The organism is Variovorax sp. YR566 (assembly GCF_051992195.1).
Classification (GTDB): Bacteria; Pseudomonadota; Gammaproteobacteria; order Burkholderiales; family Burkholderiaceae_C; genus Variovorax.
This window is the reverse complement of sequence record NZ_CP197092.1, coordinates 2157578-2182319: the sequence shown is the minus strand read 5'-3', so window position 1 is coordinate 2182319 and position 24742 is coordinate 2157578. Positions and strand designations below refer to the sequence as shown.

Genomic DNA, 24742 nt, shown 5'->3' with positions numbered 1-24742 from the left:
GTCGGCGCAAAGCGCTACAGTTTTGAAAACAACGGAGGCCCCCGCCATGCACGACATCCGGTTCACACCCGACGAGCTCTCCACCCTGCGCGAACATGGCGTCGTGCTGTTCGCCGACCGCGTGATCTTCGACGCGCAGCCGCCGATGCCCCGGCAGCAGATCGATGCCGTGCAGGCCCTGTGCGCGGGCCCCGTTCCCGAAGGGCTGCTCGCGCTGTGGCAGCAGACGGCGGGCGGGCGGCTCGACTACGACCTGTCGCTCGAGATGAACGGCAACCTCGAAGCCATCAGCTGGAACGAGCTGTTCTGGAACGGCAGCGACGGCTACCACGACCTGCAGGGCTGGATCGAGCACGAACTGGAACTGGCCAAGGAAGCCGCCGAGGACGGCGGCAAGCCATCGAGCGGCAAGCTCACACACCTGCCCTTCGGCGGCTTCGAGTACACCGACCGCGTCTACGCGGTGGTCGAACCCGGTGCCGGGCACGGGCAGATCGTCGCGTGGAAGAAGGGCCTGCCACCGGCCTGGACGCACGCGCTGCATGAAGACAGCGTGAACACCATCGCGCCCGACCTGCGCGGCGCATTCGCGGCGCTGCAGCTCGACGAAGACCCGCTGGCGCCCACGAGCGACTACTTCTCGGGGCAGACGCTGCTCGGCTACCTCGACGATCGCCACCAGGACCACGGGCTCGACCTCGACCTGATGGACAAGCTGGTGACCTTCTATTGCCACGCCGTGGTCGACTGGCACACGCCGCTGGCCGAAGGCACGCTGCGCCACCATCCGTCGATCGCGCGCGTGGCCTTGCGCCATGCCATCGCGGCCGACGACGCCGGGCTGGTCGCCGAACTCGCCGCCTCGGGCGTGGGCTTCGACGGGCCGCATCAGGGCAGCGCGCTCGCGACCGACGTCGCAGTGGAGCACGGCGCCTTCGCCGCAGCCGCGGCGCTGGTGCGCGCAGGCGCGCCGGTGGCTGCCGACGCCCTGCGCAACATCGACGGGCAGATCGCTCCCGAACTCACGAGCGCCCTGCTTGCCAACGGCGCGGAGCCCAACGTGACGGCCATCGTCAAGTGCGCGGCGTGCGGGGCGCCCGCAAGCGCGCACCTGATTGCTGATGCCTGCGCGCAGGCGGGCATCGATGTGGCGCCCGCATTCGTTGCTGAGCGCGATGCGATGCTGCTCGAACTGGAGACCACGCTCGCGCAGATGCAGGACGGCACGCACGGGCACTACCTCGGGCAAGAGGGGCTCGCGGAACGCATCGAGCACCTTCAGACATTCCGGCTCTGAAAGGCGCCGGCGCGCCGTTCGCTCAGCCGCCGTACAGCCAGGGCTGGTCGAGCAGCTTTGCGCCCAGCAAGCGCATCGCCATGTCGCGGCCCAGGCGCACGGCGCCCGTGGCATGGAAGATCTCGCCGTTGCGGCGCGCACGTGCCTGTACCTGCGCGTTGCGCGCCCAGCGCGCCTCGGCATAGCGCGCGAAGGCAGCGGGCACATCGGCCGCACGGCCGTCGGCTAACGAATCGGCCAGCGCCACCGCGTCTTCGATGGCCATGCCCGCGCCTTGCGCGAGGTACGGCACCATCGGATGCGCGGCATCGCCCACCAGCGCGACACGCTCATGCGCCATCTCGGCTGCGCTGGTCATGGGGGCGCGGTCGCCGAGCGACCATGCGCGCCAGCCGGGCATGGCATCGAGCAACGACTGCAGTCCGGCGCAACTGCGGCCCATGGCCTGCTTCAGGGCGGCGATGCTGCTGGACTGGTCCCAATCGCGCGCGTCGCCGGCCGGGGCCGATTCGGCGATCACCACCACGTTGAGCCAGTCGCCGCCGCGCACCGGGTACGCCACGGCATGCAGGCGTGGGCCGAGCCACACATCGACCCGCTTGCGGCGCAATGCGGCGGGCAGGCGCGATTGCTCGATCAACGCGCGCCAGGCCGTGTGGCCGGTAACGCGCGGTGGCTGCGCGGCAGACGCGCAATCGAGCTGCCGACGCACCATGCTCCAGAGGCCGTCGGCTCCGACGATGGCTTCGCCCTCCCAGGCGCGTGCGTCGGTGCTCGACAGGCAGACGAGGTCGTCGCTGGTTTCCACCTGCCTTATCTGCGCGCCAGTCACGAGCGTGCCGGTGCCGCGCGCACGCACGGCATCGAGCAGCAGGCCGTGCAGGTCGGCGCGATGCACGCAGAAGTAGGGGGAGCCGTAGCGCTGCTGCATGGCATCGGCCAGCGGCATGCGGGCGAGTTCGGAGCCGCTTTCGGCGCTGTGCACCACCAGCGCATCGGGCCGCGCCGCGATGGCTGCGAGCCCGGGGCCCAGGTCGAGTTGCTGAAGACGCCGCGTGGCATTGGGCCCGAGCTGCACGCCGGCACCGATTTCGCCGAAGACGGCGGCCTGCTCGAAAACGTCGACCCGGTGCCGGCCCTTGGAAAGCGCCAGCGCAGTGGCCAGCCCCCCGATGCCGCCCCCGGCGACGAGGATGTGCGCGGGCATCGGTCTCAGCGGCCGTGCATGGACGGGCTGATGGTGGCCTGGTCGGCTTCCGGTTGTTTGAGAGGTGTCTTGGGGGCGCAGCTTCCGCAGCTGTCGCACGAGCCGCAGCCCGAGGTCTTGGCGAGCGATGCAGCCAGTTCCTTGGCGCGTTCTTCGTCGACCCAGCCCGCGCGATGCGTGCCGGCCGCGAGCTTCTGTGCCGCGCCGCGGCGCCAGCCTGCGGGCATCCAGCGCCAGACCGCGTAGAACGCGGCGGCCGCGACGATCAATCCGACGATCAGTTGCTGTGCCATTTCTTCTTCAAACCTTTCATGACAGGTTTTAACCCGCTCCGAGTGCCACCGCAACGCGGTAGGTGATGAAGCAGGCCATGTAGGCCAGCGCGAACAGGTAGCCAGCCATGATCCAGACGTACTTCCACGAGCCCGTCTCGCGCTTCACCGCAGCCAGCGTCGAGATGCACTGCGGCGCGAACACGTACCAGACCAGCAGCGACAGCGCGGTAGCCAGCGACCAGCTGCCGGCGATGAGCGGCTCCAGCTGGCCTGCCACGTCGTCGCCCGTGGCCGACAGCGCGTACACCGTGCCGAGCGCACCCACGGCCACTTCACGCGCCGCCATGCCGGGCACCAGCGCGATCGAGATCTGCCAGTTGAAGCCGATGGGCGCGAAGATGTGCTCCAGCCCGCGGCCGATCATGCCGGCCAGGCTGTACTGGATGGCCGGGCCGGTCGCGCCCTCGGGCGGCGACGGGAAGGTCGAGAGGAACCACAGCAGGATCGTCAGCGTCAGGATGATCGTGCCCACGCGCTGGATGAAGATCCATGCACGCTCGTACAGGCCCAGCGCCAGGTTGCGCGGGTTCGGCCAGCGGTAGGCCGGCAGCTCCATCAGCAGCGGCGAATGCTGCGTGTTGTCGCGGAAGCGCTTCATCACCCAGGCCACGGCCATCGCCGAGACGATGCCGAACACATACAGCGCGAACAGCACCACGCCCTGCAGGTTGAACACGCCGCCCACGGTGCGCGCCGGAATGAAGGCCGCGATGAGCAGCGCATAGACCGGCAGCCGCGCCGAACAGGTCATGAGCGGCGCAATCATGATGGTCGTGATGCGGTCGCGCCAGTTGCTGATGGTGCGCGTGGCCATCACGCCCGGAATGGCGCAGGCAAAGCTCGACAGCAGCGGAATGAACGAGCGGCCCGACAGGCCCACGGTGCCCATCACGCGGTCGAGCAGGAAGGCCGCGCGCGGCAGGTAGCCCGAGTCTTCCAGCGCAAGAATGAACAGGAAAAGAATCAGGATCTGCGGCAGGAAGACGATGACGCCGCCCACGCCTGCGATCACGCCGTCGACCAGCAGGCTCTGCAGCATGCCCTCGGGCATGGCCGTCTTGAGCAGGTTGCCCAGCCCCTCGGTGCCGGCCTTGATGGCGTCCATCGGCACGTTGGCCCAGCTGAACACGGCCTGGAACATCAGGAACATGGTGACGGCCAGCACCAGCATGCCCCACACGGGGTGCAGCACCACGCGGTCGATGCGGTCGCTGGTGGCAAGGCTGCCGACCGGCTCCTTCACCGTGAGACCGAGGATGCGGCGCACCTCGCGCTGCGTGGCCAGCACGTCGTCGAGGCCCGGCGCCTGCCAGGGCTGCGGCGTGGCGGCGGCCACTGGCGTGTCGAGCGCTGCGAGCAGGCCTTGCGCGCCGCCGGTGTGCACGCCGACGGTTTCGATGACGGGCACGCCCAGTTCGCGCGAGAGCACGGCCGTGTCGACCACGATGCCCTGCTTCTTCGCCATGTCGGTCATGTTGAGCGCCACCACCATCGGCAGGCCGAGCCGCTTGGCTTCGATCACCAGCCGCAGGTTCAGGCGCAGGTTGGTGGCGTCGGTGACGCACACCAGCAGGTCGGGCAGGGCTTCCTTGCTCTGGCCGGTGACGATGTCGCGGGTGACGGCTTCGTCGGCGCTCAGCGCGTTCAGGCTGTAGGCGCCCGGCAGGTCGAGCACGAACACGCGGCGGCCCGAGGGCGTGCGCAGCGTGCCCTCCTTGCGCTCGACGGTCACGCCGGCGTAGTTGGCCACCTTCTGGCGGCTGCCGGTGAGCAGGTTGAACAGTGCGGTCTTGCCGCAGTTGGGGTTGCCCAGCAGGGCGATGCGGCCCGGCTGAGCGGTGGCGGCGAGGCGGCCGGGGCCCTGGATGACGGCTTCAACCATGGTTTGCGGCTCCCGGCGTGACGTGGATCAGCGCGGCCTCGTGGCGGCGCAGTGCGAAGGTGGTGTGGCCGAGGCGCACCGCCAGCGGCTCGCGGCCCGGAATGCCGCTGGCGACGATGCGCACGGCCTCGCCCGGCACGAAGCCGATTTCGGTCAGGCGCAGGACGAGTTCCCGGTCGTCGGCGTTGTCGGGGCGCGCCACGTCGAGCACGGTGGCCCACTGGTTGTTCGGAAGCTGGTCGAGGCGCAGGGCGACGGCGGTGGTCGGCGCTGCGCCGAAATCGTTGGTTCGCACGGTGAGAGGACGCCCGGGATATCGGGCGCGCCGGTAAGCAAAACCTAGATGCTAGCAATTCTCACTCACAAATACCTGACCAACCCCTCGAAATCAGGCTCTATCGACCCAGAAACACCAAGAAACCGGCTCAAGGCCGGGTCTCAGGTGCCTCCCCCGGTAGAGGGAAGACCACCCTGCGGGTCGATCGAGACGACGCGCGCAGTCACTGACGCACCGTCGATAACGAGTTCGGCGACGGAAATCGGCAGCTTGAACCGTCGCGGGCCCGCACTGCCCGGATTGACGTAGAGCACACCATCGCGCTCTTCGACTTTCGGCTTGTGCGAATGGCCCGAGACGACCACGCGCACGCCGGCTGCGGGCGGGTCGATGTCGAGCTGCGCAAGATCATGAATGGCATAGAGGTGCACGCCGCCGAACTTCACAAGTTCGGTTTCCGCAATGGCATCTGCCCAGGGTTCGCGGTCGTTGTTGCCTCGCACGACCGTCAACGGCGCAATGGCCGCGAGCGCTTCGAGGATGCCGGCGCTGCCGATGTCGCCACCGTGCACGATGAAGTCGCTGCCCTTCAGGAAGGCGAGGGCCTCGGGCCGCATGAGCCCGTGCGTGTCGGAGATCAAACCGATGCGAAGCATGGGCAGAAGAAGAAAGTTATTCAGGCAAACCCGGGGCGACAGCCAGCAAGAAGCACGGCCCCCAAGGGCATGATCGACGACATGCCCGAAGACATCATCGCACCGCAGCAGCCTCCCGAGAACACCGAAGAAGCATCCGCTTCGCCTCCGCCCACGCAGGACACCCCGCCGCGCGCGAGCCTGTGGCACTGGCTGGTCGGCGGCCTGCGCGCCTCGCTCCTGCTGGAGCCGCGGGTCGATGCACGACCCGCGCCCTGGCAGTTGCTGCTGCTCGTGCTGCTGCCCGAACTCGTCTGGACTGGCTTGGCGCGCCTCGAAATCGCCGGCCCCGCACGGCTCTACGAAACCGTCGGCCTCAACACGCTCTGGGTGCTCGGCGTGCTCGCGTGGCTGGGCTGGTTCGCGCTGTCCGGGCGGGCCCGCGGCGGCGGACTGGCGCGCTGGTTCGTGCTGGCCACCTGGGCGATGTTCCCGGCCAACCTGGCGCTCGGCATGCTGGCGCTGGGCTACACACGCGGCTGGTTGCCGTCGGCGATCGCCACCTCGCCCGGCTACTGGGTCGTCTTCGGCCTGGGATGCGCGTGGATGGTGCTGGCGCTGGTTCGGTTCACCGCGCGCGAAGCCGGCGCGCGCTGGCGGCTCGCGATCTTCGCGCCCGCGTTCGTAGCCTTGCTGACGCTGACTTTCTGGCAATCGCTCAACACACAGGACCGCATGTGGCAGCCCGATGCCACCAGCGCATCCACCCAGCCCGAGCGTCCGCGCATGCAGCTGACGCAGGAACTCTTCGAGGAGCAACAGGCGCTGTGGGAGCGCACGGTCGCGGCCCTGCCCGCCGGCAAGCCGGGGCAAACCAACGTCTACGGGCTGGTGTTTGCGCCCTACGCGTCTGAAGACGTGTTCCTGCGCGAAAGCAACATGGTCACCCAGTTGCTGGAGGAACGCTTCGACGCCAAGGGCCGCGTGATCCACCTGATGAACCACGCAACCACCGCCGAGACGCTGCCCTGGGCCACCCCGCTCAACCTGCAGCGTGCCATTGCCGCGCTGGCCGAGCGCATGGACCGCGAGAACGACGTGCTGATCGTCTACCTCACCTCGCACGGCGCGCGCGACCACCAGCTGGCCGCCGCGCATTGGCCGCTGGCCGTGCCCTGGCTCACGCCGGAAGAACTGCGCGAAGCGCTCGACGAAGCCGGCATTCGCCACCGGGTGGTGGCGGTGTCGGCCTGCTATTCAGGGGGGTGGATCGAACCGCTGGCCAACGAAAACACGCTGGTGATGACCGCCGCCGACGCCACGCACACCTCGTACGGATGCGGCCGGCTGTCGGAGCTGACCTTCTTCGGCCGCGCGATGTTCAACGAGGAACTGCGCAAGACCCGCTCCTTCGAAACCGCCTTCGCAGCGGCCGTACCGCTGATCAAGCAGCGCGAGATCGAGGCCGGCAAGGAAGACGGCTTCTCGAACCCGCAGATCAGCGTCGGCGAAAAGATCCGCCCGCTGCTCGACCAGCTTGCGCAGCGACTCGACGCCGCCTCGAAGTAGCAGCGCGGACGGGCCTGCTCCCGGGAGTTATTCCAGGAGCTGTCGCAGCACGAACGGCAGGATGCCGCCGTGCTTGTAGTAGTCGACCTCGATAGGCGTGTCGATGCGCAGGCGCACCGTCACCTCCTGGTGCGTGCCGTCGGGACGGTGCACCACCAGCTTCACGTCCATCTGCGGCTTCAGCTCGCTGCCGATCACCACGTCGATCTGCTCGTCGCCCGTGAGACCCAGCGTCTGCCATGAATCGGCGCCGCGGAACTGCAGTGGCAGCACGCCCATGCCGACCAGGTTGGCGCGGTGGATGCGCTCGAAGCTGCGCGCCACGACGGCCTTGATGCCCAGCAGCTGCGTGCCCTTGGCGGCCCAGTCGCGCGAGGAGCCGGTGCCGTACTCTTCGCCGCCGAACACCACCGTGGGCACGCCCTGCTCCATGTACTTCATGGCGGCGTCGTAGATGAACATCTTCTGGTTGCCCGGCTGGAACAGCGTGACGCCGCCCTCTTCCTGCGTGCCGTTGGCATCCGGCGGAATCATCAGGTTCTTGATGCGCACGTTGGCAAAGGTGCCGCGCATCATCACGTCGTGGTTGCCGCGGCGCGAGCCGTAGCTGTTGAAGTCGGCCTTGGGCACGCCGTGCGCCTTGAGCCAGATGCCCGCGGGCGAACTTTCCTTGATGGAGCCGGCCGGCGAAATGTGGTCGGTGGTGATCGAGTCGCCGAACAGCGCCATCACGCGCGCGCCCTTGAAGCCCGCGTCCGACGCATGCGGCTTCATCTTGAAGCCCTCGAAGAACGGCGGCTCGGCGATGTAGGTCGACTTCGGCCAGTCGTACACCTGACCATTGGTGCCCTTGATGCTGCTCCAGAACTTGCCCGGGTCGGTCTTGACCTTGTCGTAGTTGGAGCGGAACGACTTGGCATTCATCGCGTAGCGCAGGTTGTCGTCGATTTCCTTCGGCGTGGGCCAGATGTCGCCGAGGTACACGTCCTTGCCTTTCTTGCCCTTGCCAACGGGTTCGGTCATCAGGTCGGTCATTACGTTGCCGGCGATGGCAAAGGCAACCACCAGCGGCGGCGAGGCCAGGAAGTTGGCCTTCAGGTTCGGATGGATGCGCGCCTCGAAGTTGCGGTTGCCCGACAGCACGGCCGCGCCGATCAGGTCGTTCTTGGTGATCGCCTCGTTGATCTCAGGCGTGAGGTCGCCGGCGTTGCCGATGCAGGTGGTGCAGCCGTAGCCCGCAAGGTAGAAGCCGAGCTTTTCGAGGTACGGCAGCAGGCCTGCCTTCTCGAGATATTCGGTCACGATGCGCGAGCCTGGAGCCAGCGAGGTCTTGATGTGCGGCTTGACCGTGAGGCCGGCCTCGACGGCCTTCTTGGCCAGCAGGCCGGCGGCCAGCATCACGCTCGGGTTCGAGGTGTTGGTGCACGAGGTGATGGCCGCAATCAGCACGTCGCCGTTGCCGATGGTGACTTCGCCCTTGGGCGCCGAAGGCGCGGTGGCGCTCACGTGCGCGGCGGCGTTGGTCGAGCGGTTCGCCACCATCTCGACCACGTCGAGCGGCGCGCCTGCCGGCGGCGGGGCGGCTTCTTCGTCACCGGCCTTGCCGGCCGCGACCAGCGGATAGCGCAGCTTGAGCCTGTCGGCCGGCTGGTTGAAGCCGTTGGCGTCGTTGGGCTTGCTGTAAAGCTCCGAGAACTTGGTGGAGAGGTGGCCGAGGTCGATGCGGTCCTGCGGGCGCTTCGGGCCGGCCAGGCTGGGCGAGACGGTGCCCAGGTCGAGCTTGACGATCTTCGTGTAGTCGATGTCGCCCGGGTTGGGCATGCCGTAGAGGCCCTGCGCCTTGTAGTAGGCGGCGAAGCGCTCGACCTCTTCCTTGGTGCGGCCGGTGCCTTCGAAATACGCCACGGTCATGTCGTCGACCGGGAAGAAACCCATGGTCGCGCCGTATTCAGGCGCCATGTTGCCGATGGTCGCGCGGTCGGGCACGGCAATGGATGCGGCGCCGGGGCCGAAGAATTCGACGAACTTGCCGACCACCTTTTCAGCCCGCAGGATGGAAGTGACGTACAGCACCAGGTCGGTTGCCGTGACGCCTTCGCGCAGCTTGCCGGTGAGCTCGAAGCCCACCACGTCGGGCGTCAGCATGTAGACCGGCTGGCCCAGCATGGCCGCCTCGGCCTCGATGCCGCCAACGCCCCAGCCGACCACGCCGATACCGTTGATCATGGTGGTGTGGCTGTCGGTGCCGACCAGCGAGTCGGGGTAATACGTTGGTTTGTCGCCCTTGTCGCTCGGGCTCTTGTAGACGCCGCGCGCAAAGTATTCGAGGTTGACCTGGTGCACGATGCCGAAGCCCGGCGGCACGACGCGGAAGGTGTCGAAGGCCTGCATGCCCCACTTCATGAACTGGTAGCGCTCGTTGTTGCGCTGGAATTCCAGCTTCATGTTCAGGTCGAGCGCCTTGGACGTGCCGTAGTAGTCGACCATCACCGAGTGGTCGACCACCAGGTCGACGGGCACCAGCGGCTCGATGGTCTTGGGCGACTTGCCCAGCTTGGCGGCCACGCTGCGCATGGCGGCCAGGTCGGCCAGCAGCGGCACGCCGGTGAAGTCCTGCAGCACCACGCGAGTGACGACGAAGGGAATTTCGTCTACGCGCTCGGCGTTGGGCGCCCAGTGGGCCAGCTCTTCGACGTGCTTGGCCGAGACTTTCTGCCCATCGCAATTGCGCAGCACCGATTCGAGCACGATGCGAATGGAGACGGGCAGGCGGTCGATGGTGGGGTATTGCTTGGCCAGTTCCTTCAGGGACCAATATTTGCCGGACTTGCCTGACGGGGTCTTGAAGGTCTTGAGGGTGGACGCAAACGCATGCGCCGGGGCTTTGGCCATGGAGAGACTCCTGTTTGTTCGTGGAAGCCTCTCAAAGATATCAGGGATCAATGTCAGCCGTTGTAGTCGGTCTTCTCCGATCCCGCCTTCTGCCGCCCTGTTCCTCATCGCGAAAAATGCCGGGTAAAGGGGTGTCGCCGGCATTTGCGCGAGATCGGATCACCAACGACCGGCCGGCGTCAGCCCGGTGACCGCGCCTGCACTGCCGCGGGTGCGGCGCAGGCCAGTCCATTGCAGCTCGGCCAACACAACCACGCACGCAACCTGCGCCAGCACCCATGCCATGCCCAACACAGTGACCGCAAACATGCCGCTCACCAGCAGCGCGATGCACGCCACGGCCCAGCCGAAGTTGCCGGCGACGACCAGGCCGATCAGCGTGCGCGGCGGAGTGCTGCGGCTGGCCATGAAGGCCGCGGCGGCGGCATAGACCAGCAGGAACACGCCCGTACCCATGAGCAGCGGCGCCGACAACCCGGTCAACCCGGCCAGTGCGCCGGTGAATGCCACCTGCAGCGCGCCGGTCGCGGCGCAGGAGGCGGCGTCGGCCCACATCACGGCGGGCAGGAAGCGGGGGGATGCGAAGACGGACATGAGGATCTCCTTGGTGGTTACGCGGCAAGCCAGTCCTGCCGCGTTGGAGCCAATGATTCCGGCCAGCGTGGATCGCGTCGATGACCTCGGAGGTCATGGCGCCGCGCCGCCGCCACGCCAGAATGCGCCTCATGAACACCACCCGCTCCCACCCGACCAAGGCCAGCCAGCCCGGCGCGCGCGACCCGTTCGGCGCCCACCTGCGGCACTGGCGCACCCACCGCCGCCTGAGCCAGCTCGACCTGGCGCAGGAGGCCGAGGTCTCGACCCGCCACCTGAGCTATGTTGAAACCGGCCGCGCCGCGCCCAGCCGCGAGATGGTGCTGCGCCTGGCCGAGCGGCTCGAGGTGCCGCTGCGCGAGCGCAATGCGTTGTTGGTGGCCGCCGGCTTCGCGCCGATGTACCGGCAGCGCTCGCTCGATGATCCGGCAATGGCCGCCGCACGCCGCGCGGTCGATCTGGTGCTGAAAGGCCACGAGCCCTTTCCCGCGCTGGCCGTGGACCGCCACTGGAACCTGGTCGCGCACAACGCGCTGGTGCCGCTGCTGATGGAAGGCGCCTCGCCCGAGCTGCTGAAGCCGCCCATCAACGTGCTGCGCCTGAGCCTGCACCCCGACGGCGTGGCGCCGCGCATCGCCAATCTTGCGCAGTGGCGCAGTCACCTGCTCGAACGGCTGCAACAGCAGATCGCCGCCACCGGCGACGCGGTGCTGCAAGCGCTGCACGATGAACTCGCAGCCTATCCCCCGCCCGCCGTGAGCCATGACGCGCCCGTCATCGACACCGCGCTGTCGGCGGTAGCCGTGCCCTTTCAAGTGGTCATGCCGAGCGGCGTGCTGAGCTTCATCAGCACCATCACGATCTTCGGCACGCCGGTCGACGTCACATTGCAGGAACTCGCGGTGGAGTCGTTCTTTCCGGCGGATGAGCAGACGGCGGCAGCGCTGATGGCACTGGCTGCGCAGCAGCAACAGGCGGGCTGAGGTCGGCCCTGCCGTCTGCATCGCGCGGCGGGCCTTCGAAGTCGTCCACCTGGATGACCTTGTCGGCCGCTTTCAGATAAGCGAGCGCCAGTTCGGGGTCGGGTGCCGAGCGGGCCGCCTCTTCGAGCGAGTTCGTGCGGCGTAGCGCCTTGTTGAGCGCAGCCGTGGCATCGCCGAGCTGCGCGCCCAGTTCCATCGCGTACATCAGATCGCGCAGGCCACCCGCGGCGGGCTCGCTCAGGTCAGGCGCCAGGCGTTCGATGATGCGCGGGTCCTTGCGCAGCAGGTCGGCCAGTTCGAGCAGTTGCACGTCGCGCAGCGGCGCCAGGTGCGCGGTGCGGCGCAGCACCAGCGCACCGATCACGCGCCGGCCCGCCGTCGGCAGGTTGGCATACAGATCGCGCAGGATCTTGCCGGCCTCGTCGATCTGCAGGCGGATCGCAGCCCGTGCGAAGGGCAACAGTTCGGGCGCACCATCGACGCGATAGCGCCAGATGCACGAACTGGCCAGGTACAGGTGCGCGAGCACGTCACCCAGGCGCGCCGACAGCAGCTCCATGCGCTTGAGCTTGCCGCCGAGCATGCCCATCGCGAGATCAGCCGTGAGCGCGTACTTGGCGCTCATGCGCGCGAGGAGCCGCGCTTCGTGCATCAGCTCATCGGGCGGCGCGCCGAGCACCGGCGCGCCGAAGAGGCTGCGCCACAGGTTCACCGCCACATGCCTGCCGTGCGCCATGAGCGCCTTGCCGAGCGCGGTCTCGTCCTTCGCTTGCACGGCAGCCATTTCGTCGAGCACATGCGGATGGCATCGCACCGCGCCCTGCCCGAACACGATGAGCGCGCGCGTGAGGATGTTCGCGCCCTCCACCGTGATCGCGATCGGCGCCTGTCGGTAGGACACGCCGAGCAGGTTTGACGGGCCGGAGATGATGCCCTTGCCGCCGAGGATGTCCATGCCGTGGTTGACCGCGCGGCGTCCGGCTTCGGTCAGCTGCACCTTGAGGATGGCACTGGCCACGCTGGGCCGTTCGCCCTTGTCGAGCGCGGCCGCCGTGAAGCGCCGCGCCGCATCGGTCGCATACAGCTCGGCCGACATCTGCGCCACCAGCCCGGCGACCGCGTGGAACTTGCCGACCGGCATGCCGAACTGTTCGCGAATTTGCCCATAACCATTGCTCACGTAGAGCGCTGTCTGCTGCATCGCCGAGCCCAGCGCCGGCAGCGAGATCGCACGGCCCGCGGCCAGGCACTCCATCAGCATGCGCCAGCCCTGCCCGACCTGCTGCTCGCCGCCGATGATCCAGTCCATCGGCACGAACACCTGACGGCCGTGGATCGGGCCGTTCATGAAGGCGCTGTCCATCGGGCGATGGCAGCGGCCGATCTCCATGCCCTCGTGCGGCACTGGAATCAGCGCGCAGGTAATGCCGAGTTCGCGCTCGCCCTCGGGCCTGCTTTCGTCGATGGCGTGGAAGGCCAGCCCGACCACGGTGGCGACCGGCGCGAGCGTGATGTAGCGCTTGTCAAAATCGACCAGGAAGCCGCGCGTCATGCGGCCGTTGAATTCGCGCTCGACCACCACGCCACGGTCGGGAATCGACGCCGCATCCGATCCCGCATACGGCGATGTCAGGCCGAAGCACGGCAACTCGCGACCGTCGGCAAGGCGCGGCAGGTAGTGCTCTTTCTGCGCATCGGTGCCGTAGCGCAGCAGCAGTTCGGCAGGCCCCAGCGAGTTGGGCACCATCACCGTGACAGCCGTGGCCACGTTGACGGTGGCGATGCGCGCCACCACCGTGGCGTGTGCATGGTGACCGAAGCCGAGGCCGCCGAATTCCTCTGGAATGATCATTCCGAAGAAGCGCTTTTCGCGCAGGTAGCGCCACACCTCGGGCGGCAGGTCGTGCGCCTGGTCGATGGCGTGGTCGTCGAGCATGTGGCACAGCTCGCGCACTTCGTTGTGGAGAAAGGCCTGCTCGCGTTCGGTGAGCTGATTGGGGCCCATGGCCGCCAGTGCATCGAAGTCCGGGCGGCCTGCGAAGAGCTGGCCTTCGAAGCCGACGGTGCCCGCCTCGAGCGCCGCGCGCTCGGTGTCGCCCAGCGGCGGGAGCGCCTTCGAGAATGGCTGCATGGCCCATCGGCCGATCAGTGTCGCCAGAGGCATGGTGCGTCTCCTTCCGCGACGAATGCGCGCGGATTGGCACCATTCTTGAGGCTTGTGGCTGGCCCCGAGGGCCGGTCAAGGGCTCCCCGGCCTGTCGGAGACGGACGCGCCTACCGCTTCTTCGGAGGCTGGGCCGCAGCAGCGGCGGCTGGATCCCGCCAGCCATATTCGACATAGCGCCGGATGACCAGGCAGCCCGGCGGCGAATCGATCAGCGAGACCGACGAGGTCGGCTCCTTCTCGTCGGTGTAGACCGCGTAGTTGGGCAGCAGCCGCGTCATCTTGTAGCTCGCCAGCTCCTGCTGGCCGACGCTCGCGCAGGTGAAGGGCGCGACCGAGATGCGCTCGGCCGACACGGTGCAGGCGCCGCTTTCATCGGGAATGGCGGTGATCGAAGCAGCTACGCCAGCGTTCGGAAACTCCATGCCGATCAGCGAGAACATCGGCCCTGCGTCGGGGCGCTTTCGGTCCCAGTCGAGCAGCACGTCGTGGCTGCGAGCCCCCTGCACGGTGAGCGTGGAAAGCCGCGTGATGGCCGGCAGGCAGCGCTTGATGCCCACGCTGGTGGCAGCGCGCGTGAGCGTGTCCTGCGGCGCCGCGGACGGGGCCTGGGGCACCAGCACGCCTTGGGCAAGCGCGGCGCCGGCAGCGGCCCATGCAAGGGAGGCAATCAGCAGGCGGGGAAATCGTTGGGTCGGCTTCATCCCGGTCCTCATGCGTAAAGGTTTTCGATGGCGGCGGTGTAGGCGCGCACGTTGTCCTCGCCCTCGGGGTCGAGCGTGGCGATGAAGCGGCGCGCGCGCTCGCGGTAGGCCGGCAGGTTGGCGTCGTGCTCGGCAAAAGCGCGCTGCAGGGCGCGGCCGCCCTCCTCGCAGTCGAAGCCGTGGTAGCGGTAGCCGCAGTCGCCGATGAGGTGCGAGTTGTGGACGAGCGGGTAGCCGCCGTACAGCGCCTCGTAGTAAAGGTAGTTCTGCGCGTTCTCCCAATGGTGCGCGAACACGGCGTCGATCTTGCCGGGCATCACCTGGTACATCGGAAAGCGCCCCTCGAAGGTGGCCAGGCCGTGCTGCACGAGGTCCAGGCTCTGCGCGAAGCCGATGAACAGCGGCTTGTCCTTCAGGTGAAAGCTGTTGTAGACCCACATCTTCTCGATCAGCCGCGGCTGCGCGCGGTGCGCCGCCTCGCAGCCGAGCATGGGAATGAAGCTGGTCTTCACCATGCAGATGTTGGGCTCGAAGATGGCCACGCGCCATTGCTTGCGGCCGGGCTCGTAGGCAAAGGGCGGGCTGTCCGCCGGCGCGCGGGTCATGGCGCGCTCCAGCACCATCGGGCTCCAGAGATGCGGCATGAGCCGCACCGGCGCGCGGAAGGTGCTCTCGAAGTAGGGCTTGCACGACACCTCGTACTCGGGAATCGTCCAGACCTCGTCGTAGGGCGCGCCCGAGATCAGCAGGCCGTGCGGCTTGTCGAAAATCATGCGCTCGATGTCGATCACGTAGTCGTTGCCCACGCGCATCGAGACGATCTTGCCGCCGCGCTCACGGAACGCCACGGACCACGGCATGGCCAGCTGGGCGCTCATCTCGATCATGAGGTCGAGCTCCTGCGCTGCCGTGGCCATGTCGATGATGGGCACCGGCGAATCGGCGAGGAAGTTGGTGGCGTCCGCCGGGCCGCCGTCGCCACCGCCGGCCACCAGCACGGCGCTTTCCACGCGCGGCGAACGCAGCAGCAGCATCACGAGGAACAGGCAGTTCTGGTAGACGCCGTTCTCCCACAGGCTCTGCTCGCCCTTGCGGATGAAGATGGAAACGCCGACCTTCAGCTTCGCCGGCATGGCGTTCTTTTGTTGCTGCGCCTCGTTCATGCGGCAGCCTTCACGCCGTCGGCACGGAATGCGGCATTGCCACCCACCAGGTTCAGCAGGCGCTGCGCATAGCCGTCGACGTTCGCGGGGTTGAGCGGATCGACCGCGTCGAAGACGCGTTGCGAGCGGGCGCGGTAGTCGTCCAGCTGCCGGTCGTGATTGCACACGGCCTGCTGCAGTTGCGCGGCGCCGGCGGCGATGTCGAAGTCTGGGTAGTAGTAGCCCGCATCGCGCAGCCAGGGCGAGTTGTGCACCAGCGGGTAGTTGCCGTAGAGCGCATCGAGGTAGCTGTAGTTCTGGTCGTTCTGCCACTGGTGCGAAACCACCGCGTCGGCAAACTGCACCATGAAGCCCGCGAAGTCGTGCCGGCCGTGGAAGATCGCCTTGTGCTGGCGCACGATGTCGAGCGAGTTCGCCAGGTACAGCATGGTCGGGTGGTCCTTGATGTGCAGGGTGTTGAGCACCTGCATCGAGGTCACGGCCGCCGGGTCTGCGCGATAGGCCCCGTCGCAGATCAGCATGGGCACGCTGCTGGACTTCACCACCGAGATGTTGGGCTCGAAGATCGCCACCCGAAAGCCCGGCTGCTGCGCCGTGCGCGGCGTGTAGCCGAAACGATGGCCCGCGGCCTCGACCTCCGCGACGCGCTGGGCCAGGAACTGCGGCGACCAGAGGTACGGCACCTCGAACACCGGGCAGCGGTGCATGGTGCGCATCATGGGCGTGAACACCGCGTCCTTGGGCAGCAGCCACACCTCGTCGCAGCGCTCGGGCTTGCTGAAGTGGCCCTTGTCGGTGAACACGATCGGCTCGGCCAGCGCCGCGAAAGGCTGGCCCACGCAATGGAACACCACGCGGCCGCCGCATGCGCGAAAGTAGGAGAGCCATTGCACGTCGAGCGCGCCGGCCATCTCGATGACCACGTCGAGCGCATCGGTCAGCTCGCGCGCCCGCCCAAAGGCCAGGCCCATGGCAGCAAGGTCGACCTGGGGCGGCATGCTCGGCTGGTCGCCGGCGTCGATCAGGGTGACGGACTCGACGAACCCGATGCGTTGCAGCAGCCGGGCGAGGAACAGGACGTTCTGCCCCATCCCGTTCTCCCAGATGTTCTGCCCCGCGTGGGTGAGGACTGAAATACCAATGCGCATGGGGGCGAAGTGTGTACCAAAAGAAAAGGCTCCCGCACCATCACGGCGCGGGAGCCGGCCGGTCGCTGGCCGATTCAGTGGCTTATTTCCACTTCCAGCCGATGCCGGCGTTGACACCCCACTCCTTGCCCGTGGTCGTCAGGCCCGCGCCCCAGGACATCTTGCCGTCGTCGGACAGCGCCTTGAAGGTCAGCGCCACGGCGCTGTAGCCCTTGTAGCTGCCGAGGCCCACGCCCACCGTCTTCTCGCCGGGGTACAGCGTCGGCAGGTAGGTGCCCGACATCGCGAAGGCCATGGCCGTGCCCGAGTAGGCAATGCGGGCCACGTCACCGACCTGGCTCTGCACCTGGTTCAGCTGGCTCATGTTGACCGCGTCGCCCGGCAGGATGCCCGGCGCCACGTTGCTGATGCGCGTGCCGCCAGTTGCCTGGCCGTTGCCCAGCGTGATCTGGTTGTAGTTGACCGAGCCGTCCGGGTTGGTCGCGTACTGCACGCTGCCGGCCTTCGCGGCGGCTGCCGATGCCTTGAGCTGCGCCACGTTGGTCGCGTCGCTGTCGGCCGTGCCTGCTGCCACGCCCGTGATCTGGCGGTACTGCCCGTTGGCCGCATCGCCCACCGACACCGCGGCCTGCGTGCTGGTGGTTGCATTGACGGCTGCCTGCTGCTGTGCCGACGCACCGCCCGGCACGTAACCGGCCACGCCCGCCGCGGTGGAAGCCACCGAGCCCGAGCCCAGTGCGACGCCGCCGCTTTGCGTCACGATCGCGCCGAAGCCGATGGCCGTGCCCTGCGAGATGTTCTGTGCCTTGCTCAGCTGCGTGCCGCCGGCATCCGCGTTGTCGCCCAGCGCCACGCCGCCGCCGCCCGCGCGGGAGTTCACGCCGATCGCCTGCGAGCCCGTGGCCAGCGCCCCGGTGCCGATGGCGATCGCGTTCGCACCCGTGGCCTGCGCGCCGAAGCCCACCGCCACCGCGCCGTCGGCCGTCGCCTTCGCACCGTTGCCGGCCGCAAAGGAGTTGGCGCCGCTGGCCACCGACTGCGGGCCGATCGCCACTGCTTCCTGGCCGGAGGCGTCTGCGTCTGCCGCCGTCGAGTTGGCGTGGAAGTACTTGGTGCCGGTGTTGTAGATGTTGTTGACCGACGTGCTCAGGCTGTTGACGTTGACATTGGTCGTGCTCAGGCTGGTCGACAGGCTGCCGACGCCGGTCGAGAGACTGGCGATGTTGCTGGTCGCAGTGCTCAGGCCCGACGAGGTCGACGTGGACAGGCTTGCGAGGCTGCTGTCGGTGGTGCTCAAGCCGGTCGACAGGCTTCCGATGCTGCTTGTCGCGGTGCTCAGGCCCGTCGAGGTCGACGTGGACAAGCTGTCGATGCTGCTCGTGGCAGTGCTAAGCCCCGTGGAAGTCGAGGTCGACAGGCTCGCAACGCTGCTGTTCGTCGTGCTCAGGCCGGTCGAGGTCGAAGTCGACAGGCTGGCAATAGCGCTCGTCGAACCGCTCAGGCTCGTCGACAGGCTCGCCACATTGCTGTTCGTCGTGCTCAGGCCGGTCGACAGGCTGCTGATGCTGCTGGTCGCCGTGCTCAGGCCCGTCGAAGTCGAAGTCGACAAGCTGTCGATGCTGCTCGTGGCAGTGCTCAGACCCGTGGAGACCGAGGTCGAGAGACTGGTCACATTGCTGTTCGTCGTGCTCAGGCCGGTCGACAGGCTGCCGATGCTGCTGGTCGCCGTGCTCAGGCCCGTCGAAGTCGACGTGGACAGGCTGTCGATGCTGCTCGTGGCGGTGCTCAGGCCCGTGGAGGTCGAAGTCGAGAGGCTGGAAACGTTGCTGTTGGTCGTGCTCAGGCCGGTCGACAGGCTGCTGATGCCCGTCGAAGTCGATGTGGACAAACTGCCGATGCTGCTTGTGGCGGTGCTCAGCCCTGTGGAGGTCGAAGTCGACAGGCTGGAGACGCTGCTGTTCGTCGTGCTCAGACCGGTCGACAGGCTGCCGATGCTGCTGGTCGCGGTGCTCAAGCCCGTCGAGGTCGACGTAGACAGGCTGTCGATGCTGCTCGTGGCGGTGCTCAGGCCCGTGGAGGTCGAGGTCGACAAGCTCGAGACGTTGCTGTTCGTCGTGCTCAGGCCGGTGGACAGGCTGCCGATGCTGCTCGTTGCAGTGCTCAAGCCAGTCGAGGTGGAAGTCGACAGGCTGGCAATACCGCTGGAAACCGAGGTCGACAGCGAAGTCAGTTGGCCGAAGTTCACCGCGTCAGTGGGGTTCACACCCGCGGCAACGTTGGTCAGGATGACCGGCGATGTCGCACCAGCGCCGCCCAGCGTGACCTTGGTGTGAGTCGCATCGTCGTACTGGACCGAGTTCGCGACGCCCGTGGACAGGCTGCCGATGCTGCTGTTGGCGGTGCTAAGGCCGGTGGACAGGCTGCCGATGTTGCTGGTGGCGGTGCTCAGGCCGGTCGACGTCGAGGTCGACAGGCTGGTCACATTACTGTTCGTCGTGCTCAGGCTCGTGGACAGGCTGCCGATGCTGCTTGTGGCTGTGCTCAGGCCAGTCGAGGTCGAAGTCGACAGGCTGGTGACATTGCTGTTCGTCGTGCTCAGGCCAGTCGACAGGCTACCGATGTTGCTGGTCGCGGTGCTCAGACCCGTCGACGTCGAAGTCGAGAGGCTGGTGACATTGCTGTTCGTCGTGCTCAAGCCAGTCGACAGGCTACCGATGTTGCTGGTCGCGGTGCTCAGACCCGTCGACGTCGAAGTCGACAGGCTGGTCACATTACTGTTCGTCGTGCTCAAGCCGGTGGACAGACTACCGATGCTGCTCGTCGCAGTGCTCAGACCAGTCGAGGTCGAAGTCGACAGGCTGGTCACGTTGCTATTCGTCGTGCTCAAACCTGTAGACAGGCTACCAATGCTGCTCGTCGCAGTGCTCAGACCGGTCGACGTCGAGGTCGACAGACTGGTCACATTGCTGTTGGTCGTGCTCAAGCCGGTAGACAGGCTGCCGATGCTGCTCGTCGCTGTGCTCAGACCGGTCGACGTCGAGGTCGACAGACTGGTCACATTGCTGTTGGTCGTGCTCAAGCCGGTAGACAGGCTGCCGATGCTGCTTGTCGCTGTGCTCAGGCCCGTGGAGGTCGAAGTCGACAGGCTAGTCACATTGCTGTTCGTCGTGCTCAAGCCGGTCGACAGACTGCCGATGCTGCTCGTCGCCGTGCTCAGACCGGTCGACGTTGAAGTCGACAAGCTGGTCACATTGCTGTTCGTCGTGCTCAGGCCGGTCGACAGGCTGCCGATGCTGCTGGTGGCTGTGCTCAGACCGGTCGACGTCGAGGTCGACAAGCTGGTCACATTGCTGTTGGTCGTGCTCAAGCCGGTAGACAGGCTGCCGATGCTGCTTGTCGCTGTGCTCAGGCCCGTGGAGGTCGAAGTCGACAGGCTAGTCACATTGCTGTTCGTCGTGCTCAAGCCGGTCGACAGACTGCCGATGCTGCTCGTCGCCGTGCTCAGACCGGTCGACGTTGAAGTCGACAAGCTGGTCACATTGCTGTTCGTCGTGCTCAGGCCGGTCGACAGGCTGCCGATGCTGCTGGTGGCTGTGCTCAGACCGGTCGACGTCGAGGTCGACAAGCTGGTCACGTTGCTGTTCGTCGTGCTCAAGCCGGTCGACAGACTGCCGATGCTGCTCGTCGCCGTGCTCAGACCGGTCGACGTTGAAGTCGACAAGCTGGTCACATTGCTGTTCGTCGTGCTCAGGCCGGTCGACAGGCTGCCGATGCTACTTGTCGCTGTGCTCAGACCCGTCGACGTCGAGGTCGACAGACTGGTCACATTGCTGTTCGTCGTGCTCAGGCCCGTCGAAAGGCTGGCAATGCTGCTCGTTGCGGTGCCGATGCTGCTCGACAACGAAGCTGTGACGGTCTTGACTTGCAGGACGTTGACGGCGTCCTGGTCCGCGCTGCCCGGCGCCACGCCTGTGATCTGGCGGTTGCCCACGTTCACTTCACCCGATGAGCTTTGCTTGCTCGTCAGGCCGAACGCGTCGTAGTTGGCCAACGCACCCACGCTGGCCACCGAGTTCGCACCCAGCGCCACGCTGTCGGGCTTGGTGGTCTGGGCGTTCTTGCCGACCGCCACGCTGTTGTCGCCGTTGGAGATCGCGTTCTGGCCGATGGCCACGCTGTCGGCGCCGTTGGCCTGGCTGTCCGCGCCGGTGCTGTTGGCGTGGAAGTACTTCGTACCGGTGTTGTAGATCGAGCTGACCGACGAGCTCAGGGTGCCAAGGTTGCTGTTGGTCGTGCTCAGGCTAGTCGACAGGCTGCCGATGCCGCTCGTTGCGGTGCTCAAGCCGGTGGACAGGCTGGAGACGTTGCTGTTCGTCGTGCTCAGGCCCGTTGACAGGCTGCCGATGCTGCTCGTCGCAGTGCTGAGACCTGTCGACGTCGAAGTCGACAGGCTGGTCACGTTGCTGTTCGTCGTGCTCAAGCCGGTAGACAGGCTGCCAATGCTGCTCGTGGCGGTGCTCAGACCCGTCGAGGTCGAAGTCGACAGGCTCGCAACGTTGCTGTTGGTCGTGCTCAGGCCTGTAGACAGACTGCCGATGCTGCTGGTCGCGGTGCTCAAGCCGGTCGAGGTCGAGGTCGACAAACTCGCAACGGCGCTGTTCGTGGTGCTCAAACCAGTCGACAGGCTGCTCACGTTGCTGTTTGTGGTGCTCAGGCCGGTCGACAAGCTGCCGATGCTGCTCGTCGCTGTACTCAGACCGGTCGACGTCGAGGTCGACAAGCTGGTCACGTTGCTGTTTGTGGTGCTCAGGCCAGTCGACAAGCTACCGATGCTGCTCGTCGCTGTGCTCAGACCGGTCGACGTCGAGGTCGACAAGCTGGTCACGTTGCTGTTCGTGGTGCTCAGGCCAGTCGACAGGCTGCCGATGCTGCTCGTCGCTGTGCTCAAACCGGTCGAGGTCGAGGTCGACAGGCTGGAAACATTGCTGTTGGTCGTGCTCAGGCCAGTGGACAGGCTGCCGATGCCGCTAGTCGCCGTACTCAGACCCGTGGAGGTCGACGTGGACAGACTGGTCACGCTGCTGTTCGTGCTGCTCAAGCCGGTCGACAGGCTACCGATGCTGCTCGCCGACGCGCTCAGGCCAGTGGACAGGCTGCTGACGGTGCTGTTGGTCGTGCTCAAACCAGTCGACAGGCTGCCGATGCTGCTCGTCGCAGTGCTCAGACCGGTCGAAGTCGAGGTCGACAGGCTGGAAACCCTGCTGTTGGTCGTGCTGAGCCCGGTCGAAAGGCTGCCGATGTTGCTCGTCGCAGTGCTCAGGCCCGTCGAGGTCGAGGTCGACAGACTGGTCACATTGCTGTTCGTTGTGCTTAGGCCCGTGGACAGGCTGCCGATGCTGCTCGCGGTAGTGCTCATGCCCGTGCTCAACTGAGCTACGGTCACAGCGTCCTGGGGCGCCGCGCCATCGGCAACGTTCGTGATTCGCCGCAGGGCGGAAGACGAACCCACCGAGACCTCGGACGCAGGCGCGTTGGTGTTGGTGAGGAACCCCTTGCCGGTAGGCGCCGCGGCGCCGGTCACGCTGCCCGCGCCAATTGCGACGCTGTTTGCATACGCTGCATTGGCGCTGTCGCCGACAGCAATGCCGGACGCGCCATTGACGGCTGATCCACGTCCGACGGCAATGCCGGAGGTTGCCGTCGCAGCGACAGCGGACTGCCCACCAATGGCGATCGAATCGTTCGCAAGCGCCTTCGCCCCGCCAACGGAGTTGGAGCCAATCGCGGTGGATCCGTCAGCGAACGAATTCGCTGTCCGGCCAAGGGCCACGGAGTAGGCGCCTGTGGCGTTGGCTCCCGAGCCAATGGCGGCGCTGCGGTCACCGATGGAAGACGCATTGGTGCCGACCGCCAGGCCGTTTGTTGCACCGGCGCCGGTCTGCGCGGCATAACCGATAGCTGCGGAGGTGGCGCCCTGGGCATTCGAAAGGGTCCCGAATGCCGTGGAACCGCTGCCCGTGGCATTTGCGCTGTTGCCGAAAGCGGTCGAAGGTGCCAGTCCCGATGCATCGCCAACGGCACGCGCGTTGGTGCCGAAAGCCATGTCGTTGCCGAAGGCTGCATTGGCGTTGTTGCCGAAGGCCGTCGCGCCGCCGCCATTGGCCTTGGCACCGGCGCCGACCGCGACTGCGTTGGCGCCAGAGCCAATGGCAGAAACGCCGAGGGCTACCGCGTTGAGGGCCGACGCATTGGCGCCATCGCCAACGGCAACACCGGCTGTGCCGCTGACGATCGAGCCGCGCCCGACCGCGATACCGGAGTTGGCGGCAGCCACCACCGAAGACTGACCGCCGATGGCGATGCCGTCGACGGCCGCCGACTTGGCCACGTCGGTGGTGTTGCTGCCGATCGCGATGGAGCCGGTGTTCGAAGCCAGCGTGCCATTGCCCGCTGCCAGCGAGTTCTGGCCCGTGGCTTTGGCTCCCACCCCGAAGGCGGTCGCGCCGCTGGCAGAAGCCGTGGTGCCGTTGTTGCCGATCGCCAGCGTGTTCAAGGCACTGGCCGTGGTCTGGCCGCCGACGGCGGTCGAATCCTGGCCGGTGGCCTTGGCACCCGTGCCAACGGCGGTGGAATCGCCCAACGATGCAGCCGTACCCGTCGCCACGGCGCCCCAGCCGATCGCAAGATTCGAGGCGCCGGTAGTCGCAGCATTGGCATTCGTGCCGATGGCGATGGCATTGCTGCCGATCGCGTTCGCGCCGTCACCGAGCGCAATCGCACTGGTACCCGCGACGTTGGCGCCGCGGCCGATGGCTACGCCCGAAGTGGCCCCGGAACTGACAAAAGCCTGGCCGCCGATGGCGATGGAATCCGTCGCGGTCGCCTGCGCGCCCTTGGTCGCGTTGCTGCCGATGGCCACCGCCCCGCTGCCCGAGGCGGTGGTCGAGTTGGCAACGGTCAGCGGGGTGGTGCCGTCCCCGCCCGCGCCGCCGATGGCTACGGCATTGAGCGCGGCAGCGTTGCTGCCGAAGCCCATCGCGATGCTGGAGATGCCGCCCGCGCTCGACTCCAGCCCGTAGGCGCTGCTCCACTTGCCGCTCGCGTTGCTGAGGAAGCCGAATGCGGAAGCCCCGGTTGCCCGGCCCTGGGCGAACGCGCCGTACACGGTCACCGCGGTCGAGCCCGTACCGGTCGCGTTGCATCCCGCCACCAGCGAGTAGGTGCCGGTACCGTCTTGCGTCGGTGCACCGGTCGCTCCACTGGTGCTTCCGGGATTCACGCGGCCGACGATGCCGCTCGATCCCGTCACACAGGTGCCGTCGGTATTGATGACGTTGGCGTACGCCACCCCGGCTCCGCCCTGCATCACCCCATAGATGGCCGCCACGGCCAGGAGACGGAATGTCGACCGCTTCGCGCTACCGCTTCGCTTGCCGCGCGCCGAGGTGAGCTCGGAAGCCGCCACCCATGCTCCCAGGGCTTCGTTCCATATACTTCTGTATGACTTGTTCATTTGCTGTTCGGCTCGCGGTGAATGGATTGACGGGTTCAGATCGACAAAAAAATGCGATGCCCCTGCGTCAGGTTCCATCGCTGAAGGCACGCGCTTGGGAGTGCCTCGATTACAGGAATGCTGGAATGTACGGACTTGTTTACATTTCAGTTCGCATGCCGCAATAGGGAAATTTCGAACCAATGATTTAGTTCACAAAAATGAAATATGAGTGAACTCATTCAGGCCCGAGGGTTGCCGACAAGCCACTGAAAGCGGGAGGCCACATAGAATCCAAAGCGCGGCTTCAGCGGACTTTTTTCACACAACTTCGCCGATAAGCCCCCTTTCTCCTTCTTCTCGCCGCCGGCTCAAAGAACAGTACGTCTGCTCTTTGCAA

General features: G+C 66.8%; 16 protein-coding genes and 1 pseudogene. 4 read left to right on the top strand and 13 right to left on the bottom strand.

The annotated features are described in order from the left end of the window. Positions 1-46: 46 nt before the first annotated feature. Complete coding sequence (locus tag ACTG4X_RS10050) at positions 47-1297, top strand: SMI1/KNR4 family protein (RefSeq protein ID WP_440533713.1); 1251 nt, start codon at positions 47-49, stop codon at positions 1295-1297. A 22-nt stretch (positions 1298-1319) separates the two neighbouring features. Here the strand turns inward: ACTG4X_RS10050 and ACTG4X_RS10045 are convergent, their stop codons facing one another. The 5 genes from ACTG4X_RS10045 to ACTG4X_RS10025 form a co-directional block, all read right to left on the bottom strand. Further along, the gene (locus ACTG4X_RS10045) at positions 1320-2504 is read right to left on the bottom strand and encodes an FAD-dependent monooxygenase (RefSeq protein WP_440533712.1); all 1185 of its coding nucleotides are present in this window, start codon (positions 2502-2504) and stop codon (positions 1320-1322) included. 5 nt (positions 2505-2509) lie between these two features. After that, positions 2510-2797 carry a DUF6587 family protein gene (locus ACTG4X_RS10040; RefSeq protein ID WP_440533711.1) on the bottom strand — a complete coding sequence of 96 codons (288 nt, stop codon included), beginning with the start codon at positions 2795-2797 and terminating at the stop codon, positions 2510-2512. A gap of 28 nt (positions 2798-2825) precedes the next feature. Next, positions 2826-4721, bottom strand: coding sequence for a ferrous iron transporter B (gene feoB / locus ACTG4X_RS10035; RefSeq protein ID WP_093049588.1), 1896 nt, complete (start codon positions 4719-4721; stop codon positions 2826-2828). Beyond that, positions 4714-5016, bottom strand: a complete 303-nt coding sequence (locus ACTG4X_RS10030) for a FeoA family protein (RefSeq protein ID WP_093049585.1) — start codon at positions 5014-5016, stop codon at positions 4714-4716. The genes feoB and ACTG4X_RS10030 overlap by 8 nt, the downstream gene beginning before the upstream one ends. Positions 5017-5159: 143 nt before the next feature. Continuing rightward, a complete protein-coding gene (locus ACTG4X_RS10025; RefSeq protein WP_093049582.1) occupies positions 5160-5654 on the bottom strand; it encodes a metallophosphoesterase family protein in 495 nt (164 codons plus the stop codon). Positions 5655-5723: 69 nt separating this feature from the next. Here ACTG4X_RS10025 and ACTG4X_RS10020 point away from each other — a divergent pair, with 69 nt between their 5' ends. Then, positions 5724-7202, top strand: a complete 1479-nt coding sequence (locus tag ACTG4X_RS10020) for a C13 family peptidase (protein WP_440533710.1) — start codon at positions 5724-5726, stop codon at positions 7200-7202. A 27-nt stretch (positions 7203-7229) separates the two neighbouring features. On the opposite strand, the gene ACTG4X_RS10015 is transcribed toward ACTG4X_RS10020, so the two are convergent. Continuing rightward, a complete protein-coding gene (locus tag ACTG4X_RS10015) occupies positions 7230-10094 on the bottom strand; it encodes an aconitate hydratase (protein WP_440533709.1) in 2865 nt (954 codons plus the stop codon). A 159-nt stretch (positions 10095-10253) separates the two neighbouring features. Beyond that, positions 10254-10688, bottom strand: a complete 435-nt coding sequence (locus ACTG4X_RS10010) for a hypothetical protein (RefSeq protein ID WP_440533708.1) — start codon at positions 10686-10688, stop codon at positions 10254-10256. A gap of 131 nt (positions 10689-10819) precedes the next feature. Here ACTG4X_RS10010 and ACTG4X_RS10005 point away from each other — a divergent pair, with 131 nt between their 5' ends. Next, entirely contained in the window at positions 10820-11671 is an 852-nt protein-coding gene (locus tag ACTG4X_RS10005) for a helix-turn-helix domain-containing protein (RefSeq protein ID WP_440533707.1), read from the top strand. Here ACTG4X_RS10005 and ACTG4X_RS10000 read toward each other — a convergent pair. The 5 genes from ACTG4X_RS10000 to ACTG4X_RS09980 all read right to left on the bottom strand — a co-directional run bounded on the left by ACTG4X_RS10000 (position 11571) and on the right by ACTG4X_RS09980 (position 18147). Further along, positions 11571-13835: an acyl-CoA dehydrogenase gene (locus ACTG4X_RS10000; protein WP_440533706.1), complete on the bottom strand. Its 2265-nt coding sequence runs from the start codon at positions 13833-13835 to the stop codon at positions 11571-11573. The two genes, ACTG4X_RS10005 and ACTG4X_RS10000, sit on opposite strands and share 101 nt — an antisense overlap. 110 nt (positions 13836-13945) lie before the next feature. Then, positions 13946-14539, bottom strand: a complete 594-nt coding sequence (locus tag ACTG4X_RS09995; RefSeq protein ID WP_426391832.1) for a hypothetical protein — start codon at positions 14537-14539, stop codon at positions 13946-13948. Positions 14540-14547: 8 nt separating this feature from the next. Further along, positions 14548-15702 (bottom strand): DUF2827 domain-containing protein, encoded by a 1155-nt coding sequence (locus tag ACTG4X_RS09990; RefSeq protein ID WP_440533705.1) that lies wholly within the window; start codon positions 15700-15702, stop codon positions 14548-14550. Further along, positions 15699-16850: a DUF2827 family protein gene (locus tag ACTG4X_RS09985; protein WP_440533704.1), complete on the bottom strand. Its 1152-nt coding sequence runs from the start codon at positions 16848-16850 to the stop codon at positions 15699-15701. Before ACTG4X_RS09985 ends, ACTG4X_RS09990 begins: the two co-directional genes overlap by 4 nt. A gap of 82 nt (positions 16851-16932) precedes the next feature. Next, on the bottom strand, positions 16933-18147 hold the full coding sequence (locus tag ACTG4X_RS09980) for a YadA-like family protein (RefSeq protein ID WP_440534378.1): 1215 nt from the start codon (positions 18145-18147) through the stop codon (positions 16933-16935). On the opposite strand from ACTG4X_RS09980, the gene ACTG4X_RS09975 reads away from it, so the two are divergent. After that, on the top strand, positions 18071-19183 hold the full coding sequence (locus ACTG4X_RS09975) for a hypothetical protein (RefSeq protein ID WP_440534455.1): 1113 nt from the start codon (positions 18071-18073) through the stop codon (positions 19181-19183). The genes ACTG4X_RS09980 and ACTG4X_RS09975 overlap by 77 nt on opposite strands. Here the strand turns inward: ACTG4X_RS09975 and ACTG4X_RS09970 are convergent. Then, positions 19072-24363 (bottom strand): annotated as a pseudogene (locus ACTG4X_RS09970) (ESPR-type extended signal peptide-containing protein); the annotation flags it as partial. The gene ACTG4X_RS09975 and the pseudogene ACTG4X_RS09970 overlap by 112 nt on opposite strands. Between the last annotated feature and the right edge of the window lie 379 nt (positions 24364-24742).

What these genes read in the sequence shown, in the direction of transcription:
- ACTG4X_RS10020 (WP_440533710.1), top strand. Translation starts at nt 5,724, where the DNA reads ATGATCGACGACATGCCCGAAGACATCATCGCACCGCAGCAGCCTCCC.
- feoB (WP_093049588.1), bottom strand. Translation starts at nt 4,721, where the DNA reads ATGGTTGAAGCCGTCATCCAGGGCCCCGGCCGCCTCGCCGCCACCGCT.
- ACTG4X_RS09990 (WP_440533705.1), bottom strand. Translation starts at nt 15,702, where the DNA reads ATGAACGAGGCGCAGCAACAAAAGAACGCCATGCCGGCGAAGCTGAAG.
- ACTG4X_RS10050 (WP_440533713.1), top strand. Translation starts at nt 47, where the DNA reads ATGCACGACATCCGGTTCACACCCGACGAGCTCTCCACCCTGCGCGAA.
- ACTG4X_RS10000 (WP_440533706.1), bottom strand. Translation starts at nt 13,835, where the DNA reads ATGCCTCTGGCGACACTGATCGGCCGATGGGCCATGCAGCCATTCTCG.
- ACTG4X_RS09985 (WP_440533704.1), bottom strand. Translation starts at nt 16,850, where the DNA reads ATGCGCATTGGTATTTCAGTCCTCACCCACGCGGGGCAGAACATCTGG.
- ACTG4X_RS10045 (WP_440533712.1), bottom strand. Translation starts at nt 2,504, where the DNA reads ATGCCCGCGCACATCCTCGTCGCCGGGGGCGGCATCGGGGGGCTGGCC.
- ACTG4X_RS10040 (WP_440533711.1), bottom strand. Translation starts at nt 2,797, where the DNA reads ATGGCACAGCAACTGATCGTCGGATTGATCGTCGCGGCCGCCGCGTTC.
- ACTG4X_RS09975 (WP_440534455.1), top strand. Translation starts at nt 18,071, where the DNA reads ATGTTGCTGGTCGCAGTGCTCAGGCCCGACGAGGTCGACGTGGACAGG.
- ACTG4X_RS09995 (WP_426391832.1), bottom strand. Translation starts at nt 14,539, where the DNA reads ATGAAGCCGACCCAACGATTTCCCCGCCTGCTGATTGCCTCCCTTGCA.
- ACTG4X_RS10010 (WP_440533708.1), bottom strand. Translation starts at nt 10,688, where the DNA reads ATGTCCGTCTTCGCATCCCCCCGCTTCCTGCCCGCCGTGATGTGGGCC.
- ACTG4X_RS10015 (WP_440533709.1), bottom strand. Translation starts at nt 10,094, where the DNA reads ATGGCCAAAGCCCCGGCGCATGCGTTTGCGTCCACCCTCAAGACCTTC.
- ACTG4X_RS10005 (WP_440533707.1), top strand. Translation starts at nt 10,820, where the DNA reads ATGAACACCACCCGCTCCCACCCGACCAAGGCCAGCCAGCCCGGCGCG.
- ACTG4X_RS10025 (WP_093049582.1), bottom strand. Translation starts at nt 5,654, where the DNA reads ATGCTTCGCATCGGTTTGATCTCCGACACGCACGGGCTCATGCGGCCC.